This is a genomic window from Streptomyces sp. AC550_RSS872, assembly GCF_019049285.1.
Classification (GTDB): Bacteria; Actinomycetota; Actinomycetes; order Streptomycetales; family Streptomycetaceae; genus Streptomyces.
Genome location: NZ_JAGMUL010000208.1, coordinates 228,584 through 235,364, shown reverse-complemented (window position 1 = coordinate 235,364; position 6,781 = coordinate 228,584). Strand labels below are relative to the sequence as shown.

Below are 6,781 nucleotides of genomic sequence, written 5' to 3'. Positions count from 1 at the left end.
CGCAGCGGCGACCTCGCCCTGGGAGTGACCCACCACCGCGGCCGGCTCCACACCGAACGACCGCCACAACGCGGCCAGCGACACCATCACCGCCCACAACACCGGCTGCACCACATCGACCCGGCCCCACAACGGATCATCCGCGCCCCGGAACACCACATCCCTGAGCGACCAGTCCGTGAACGGCGACAGCGCACGCTCACACGCCACCATCGACTCCCCGAACACCGGCGAGGCATCCCACAACTCACGCCCCATACCGACCCACTGCGAACCCTGACCCGGGAACACGAAGACGGCACGGCTGTCGGCGGCGGTGGCGCCGGAGATCACGCCGGGGGCCGAGCCCTGTGCGGTGAGTCCGCGCAGGGCGTCGAGCACGCCCGTCGTGTCACGGCCGAGCACCACGGCGCGGTGTTCCAGGCCGGCGCGGGTCGTCACCAGGGAGAAGGCCACGTCCGTGAGGTCGAGGCCGGGTTCGCGTTCCACCAGGGCGGACAGGCGCTCGGCCTGGCCGCGCAGGGCCCCGTTCGACCGTCCGGAGAACACCCAGGAGACGACCGGTGTCGCGAGGGCGGGAACCGCCGGGACGTCGGCTTCGGGCTGGACCGGAGGTTCCTCGGCCGGGGGCGCCTCCTCGATGATCACGTGGGCGTTGGTGCCGCTGATCCCGAACGAGGACACGCCCGCGCGTCGGGTGCGGTCCGTCCGGGGCCAGTCCCGGGCCTCGGTGAGGAGTTCCACCTCGCCCTCGGACCAGTCCACCTTGGGTGTCGGCTCGTCCACGTTGAGGGTCTTGGGCAGTACGCCGTTGCGCAGGGCGAGTACGGACTTGATGACGCCCGCGACACCGGCGGCCGCGCCCGTGTGCCCGATGTTGGTCTTGACGGAGCCCAGCCACAGCGGCAGGCCGGCCGGGCGTTCCTGGCCGTAGGTGTTCAGCAGGGCCTGGGCCTCGATGGGGTCGCCGAGCGTCGTACCCGTGCCGTGTGCCTCGACCATGTCGATGTCGGCGAGGGTCAGTCCGGCGTTGGCGACGGCCTGCCGGATCACCCGCTGCTGCGAGGGGCCGTTGGGGGCGCTCAGGCCGTTGGACGCGCCGTCCTGGTTGATCGCCGAGCCGCGGATCACCGCGAGCACCTCGTGCCCGTTGCGGCGTGCGTCCGACAGGCGTTCCAGCACGATCATGCCGACGCCCTCGCCCCAGCCGATCCCGTCCGCCGCCGCCGCGAAGGCCTTGGTCCGGCCGTCGGCCGACAGTCCGCCGAGGGTGTCGAACTCGCCGAACGCACCCGGCGTGGCCATCAGGCCGACACCGCCCGTCAGGGCCAGGCCGCACTCGCCGTTGCGCAGTGCCTGGACGGCGAGGTGGAGGGCGACGAGCGAGGACGAGCAGGCCGTGTCCACGCTGACGGCGGGCCCTTCCAGGCCGAGGGTGTAGGAGATACGGCCCGACATGACGCTGCCGGAGGAGCTGGTGACGGCGTATCCCTGGCTGGCGGGCGAGTTCATCAGCAGTGCGCCGTATTCGACTGCCGTACCGCCGACGAAGACACCGGTGTCAGTGCCGCGCAGCGACTTCGGGTCGATGCCGGTCCGCTCCACGGCCTCCCACGAGGTCTCCAGGAGCAGCCGCTGCTGCGGGTCCATGGTCAGCGCCTCACGCGGCGAGATCCCGAAGAACCCGGCGTCGAAGTCGCCCGCCTCGTGCAGGAAACCGGCGGGGCGGAGGCTGGCGAGGTTCCAGCGGTCCCAGCCTCGGTAGGTCGGGAAGTCGGACAGGCCTTCCCCGTTCTCCGCCACCAGCTGCCACAGGTCCTCCGGGGAGGCCACTCCGCCCGAGTAACGGCAGGCCATGCCGACGATGGCCAAAGGTTCGTCGGCCGCGGTCGTCCGTACGGTCTCGGCCACGGGCACGGGATCCGTCCCGGCGCCGAGCAGCTGGTCGCGCAGATGGGCGGCGAGCTGCCGTGGGTTGGGGTAGTCGAAGACGAGGGTCGCCGGCAGGCGCAGCCCCGTGGCGGTGGTCAGCAGGTTGCGCAGTTCCATCGCGGTCAGCGAGTCGAACCCGAGCTCCTTGAAGGGCCGCTCCGGTGTGATGTCGGCCGCGGAGGCATGGGCCAGGAGACGGGTGGCCTCGCCGCGCACCAGGTCCATGAGCAGGTCGAGCTGCTCGGGCCGCCCCAGCCCCGCGAGTTCCGCCCGGAGGGCCGCTCCGGCCGAGTCGTCGTGCGCCGCGTCGGCCGAGTCCTCGCTGAGGGCGCGGGCGACTTCGGGGATGTCCTCGATCAGCGGGCGGCGCCGGGCCATCGTGTAGCCCGGTGCGAACAGCGCCCAGTCCATGTCAGTGACGGTCAGCGCGCTCTCGTCGTGCTCCAGCGCCTGCCGGAGCGCCTCGACGGCGAGCGCCGGGTCCATCGGCCGGACACCGCGTCGCCGCAGCTCCTCCGCGGTCCGGTCGGTGGCCATGCCGGTGTTCTGCCAGCTGCCCCACGACACCGAGGTCGCCGCCAGGCCGCGCGCCCGGCGCTCCCACGCCAGACCGTCCAGGTAGGCGTTCGCCGCGGCGTATCCGCCGTTTCCGGCGCTGCCCCACACGGCGGCACCGGAGGAGAACACGACGAACGCGTCCAGTTCCAGGCCGAGTTCGGTGGTCAGGTCGTCCAGGTGACGGGCGCCGAGGGTCTTGGCGGCCATCTGGGCTTCCAGGTCCGCGGGTTCGAGTTCGCGTACGGGGCCGTAGCTGGCGATGCCGGCGGTGTGGAAGACGGCGGTGAGGGGATGCTCGGCCGGTATCCCGGCGATCAGCTCCGCGAGAGCGGTCCGGTCGGTCACGTCACACGCGGCGATCGTGACCTCGGCCCCCGCCCCGCACAGTTCTTCGGCGAGCTCGGCCGCTCCCTCGGCCTGCGCACCGGCCCGGCTGACCAGCAGCAGATGCTCGGCACCGGCCTTGGCGAGCCAGCGCGCCAGATGCCCGCCGACGCCACCGGTACCGCCGGTGATCAGCACGGTCCCGGTCGGGTTCCACTGCCGTACGGGGGACGGGTTGGCGCCGAGGGGCGCGCGCACCAGACGACGCCCGTACACCCCGGACGACCGCACCGCGACCTGGTCCTCACCCTCACCGGCCGCCAGCACGGCAGCCAGCGAAGTCGCCGCCCGCTCGTCCCACTCCGCCGGGACGTCGATCAGACCGCCCCAGCTGCCGGGCTGCTCCAGCCCGACGATCTGCCCGAGCGCCCACAGCTGCGACTGCACGGCGGACACCGGATCGTCCGAGCCCACAGCCGCGGCGCCCCGGGTCAGCATCCACAGCGGGGCCTCACTGTCGCCATGGGCCTGAACGAGCCGCAGAGTCGATTCAAGCGCGGACTCCTCGCCCCAGGCGAGCAGCGACACCACGCCCGACACATCGGCCGCAGTATCGAAGTCCTCGCGTACCGACACCTCCGCACCGGCGGCGACCAGCGCCTGCCGTACCTCCTCAACCGGCGCATCCCCGCCGGGCGTCACAATGACCCACGTCCCGGACAGCCGCCCGCCCGAGGGCACCGTCACCGAACGCCACACCGTCCGATAACGCCACGAGTCCAGCACCGACCGCTCCTGACGCCCCCGGCGCCAGGCCGACAACGCCGGAACCACGGGCTCCCACACATCCGGCACCGAACCATCCACCAGCGCCGCGACACCCTCGACGTCCGCGCGCTCCACGGCACCCCAGAACGCTGCGTCCACCGGATCGACGACGGCCTCCGCACCGGGCGCGGCCGCGTCCTCAAGCCAGTAACGCTCGTGCTGGAAGGCATACGTCGGCAGCGCGACAGTGCGGGCATCGGTGCCGGTGAACATCAGCGACCAGTCCACCGGTACGCCCGCCACATACGCCTCGGCCAGCGACGTCAGGAAGCGCTCCGCGCCACCGTCGTCACGCCGCAACGACCCCACGGTCACCACGGAACGGTCCGCCGTCTCACCGGTCTCGGAGACAGGCATCGCGAGCACCGGATGCGGGCTGGACTCGACGAAGATCAGATGGTCCTGCTCGGCCAGCATCCGCACGACCGGTTCGAACAGCACCCGCTCGCGCAGGTTGCGGACCCAGTACGCGGCATCCAGCCCGGCCGTATCGATGCGCTCGCCGGTCACGGTCGAGTAGAACGCCACCGAGGACGACACCGGGCGGATGTCCGCGAGTTCGGCCAGCAGATCGTCGTTGAGCGCGTCGACCTGGGCGGAGTGGGAGGCATAGTCCACGGCGATACGGCGTGCCCGGACGCCGTCGCTCTCGCATTCGGCGAGCAGCTCGTCCAACGCCTCCGGCTCACCCGAAACAACCACCGACGACGGCCCGTTCACCGCCGCCACACCCACCCGGCCCTCGAACCGGGCCAACCGCTCCTCCGCATCGACGACCGGCAGGGACACGGACACCATCCCGCCCCGCCCCGACAGCTTCTCCAGCACCAGCCGCGACCGCACAGCGACCACACGGGCCCCGTCCTCCAGCGACAGCCCACCGGCCACACACGCAGCAGCCACCTCGCCCTGCGAGTGACCCACCACCGCGGCCGGCTCCACACCGAACGACCGCCACAACGCGGCCAGCGACACCATCACCGCCCACAACACCGGCTGCACCACATCGACCCGGCCCCACAACGGATCATCCGCGCCCCGGAACACCACATCCCTGAGCGACCAGTCCGTGAACGGCGACAGCGCACGCTCACACGCCACCATCGACTCCCCGAACACCGGCGAGGCATCCCACAACTCACGCCCCATACCGACCCACTGCGACCCCTGACCCGGGAACACGAACACCACACCGGAGTCCACGGCCCGCCCGGTCACCGCGCCCGGCGCACCCTCGGCCAACGACCGCAACCCGGCCACCAACGCGTCCCGGTCACCGCCCAGTACGACCGCCCGCTGCTCGAACGCCGACCGCGTCCCCGCCAACGAGAAGCCCACATCCACCGGGCTCAGCTCAGGCCGCTCGACCACCCGTTCCAGCAACCGCCCCGCCTGCGCACGCAGCGCGGCCTCACCGCGGGCCGACACCAGCCACGGCACCGGGCCCTCCAACGCGGGACGACCCGCCTCGGTGGGTTCCGCGGGCTCCGGCTCGGGGGCCTCCTCGATGATCATGTGGGCGTTGGTGCCGCTGATCCCGAATGACGACACGCCCGCGCGCCGCGGACGCTCCGCCCGCGTCCATTCCCGGGCCTCGGTCAGCAGCTCCACCGCACCGGCCGACCAGTCCACCTTCGGTGTCGGCTCGTCCACGTGCAGCGTCTTCGGCAACATCCCGTGCCGGAGCGACAGCACGCTCTTGATCACTCCGGCGACGCCGGCCGCGGCACCCGTGTGCCCGAAGTTGGATTTGACGGAGCCCAGCCACAACGGCCGGTCGGCGGGGCGGTCCTGGCCGTAGGTGTTCAGCAGGGCCTGGGCCTCGATCGGGTCGCCGAGCGTCGTACCCGTGCCGTGCGCCTCGACCATGTCCACGTCCGTTGCCGCGAGGCCGGCGTTCGCCAGGGCCTGGCGGATCACCCGCTGTTGCGCGGGGCCGTTGGGCGCGCTCAGGCCGTTCGACGCGCCGTCCTGGTTGATAGCCGAACCGCGGATCACCGCGAGCACCTCGTGCCCGTTGCGGCGCGCGTCCGACAGGCGCTCGACGACGACCATGCCGATGCCCTCGCCCCAGCCGGTGCCGTCCGCGGAGGCCGCGAAGGCCTTGCAGCGGCCGTCGCCTGCCATGCCACCGAGGTTGTCGAAGCCGGTGAACGCGCCGGGCGTGGCCATGATGGTGACGCCACCCGCGACGGCCAGGTCGCATTCGCCGTTGTGCAGGGACTGCGCGGCCAGGTGGAGGGCGACCAGCGACGACGAGCACGCCGTGTCCACCGTGACCGCGGGACCTTCCAGGCCCAGTACGTAGGACACCCGGCCGGACATCACACTGCCGAGCGCACCGGTCATGCCGTAACCGCTGCCGGCCTCGGACGATCCCATCAGGACCGTGGGATAGTCCTGCGGGCCACCGCCGACGAAGACGCCGGTGGAGCTGCCCCGCAGCGAGTGAGGGTCGATGCCGGACTGCTCCAGGGCCTCCCAGGAGGTCTCCAGGAGCAGCCGCTGCTGCGGGTCCATGGTCAGCGCCTCACGCGGCGAGATCCCGAAGAACGCGGCGTCGAACTCCCCGGCCTCGTGCAGGAACCCGGCCTGGCCGGCCGTGGGCGCGCCCCAGCGGTGCCAGCCCCGGTCGGTGGGGAAGTCGGACAGTTCGTCGCGGCCTTCGGAGAGCAGCCGCCACAGGTCGTCGGCGTCGCGGACGCCACCGGGGTAGCGGCAGGCCATGCCGACGATCGCGAGCGGTTCGTCGTCCACCGGGCGGGCCGCCGTCACCACGGAGCCGGATCCCGGCAGTCCGTCGACGAGTTCCGTGCGCAGCTGGGAAGCCAGTTGCTGTGGGTTGGGGTAGTCGAAGACGAGGGTGGCGGGCAGGCGCAGGCCGGTGGCCCTGGACAGCCGGTTGCGCAGTTCCATCGCGGTCAGCGAGTCGAAGCCCAGATCCTTGAACGGCCTGCTCGGCGTGATCTCCGCGGTCGAACCGTGGGCCAGCACCTGCGCGGCCTCCCCGCGCACCAGCCCCAGCAACTGCGCCTGCTGCTCCGCCTCCGACAACCCGGCCAGACGCTCACGCAGCCCCTTGCCCGCCGCGTCCTGGGCCTCATCGGTCTCGGTCGCCGCGTTCAGCGCCTCGGCGACG

Annotated in this window: 1 protein-coding gene; it reads right to left on the bottom strand. The window is 72.1% G+C overall.

Annotated features, from left to right (window positions below):
• Positions 1-6,781, bottom strand: a 6,781-nt coding sequence (locus KUM44_RS44440) for a type I polyketide synthase (RefSeq protein ID WP_217215495.1), incomplete at both ends; no start/stop codon positions are given.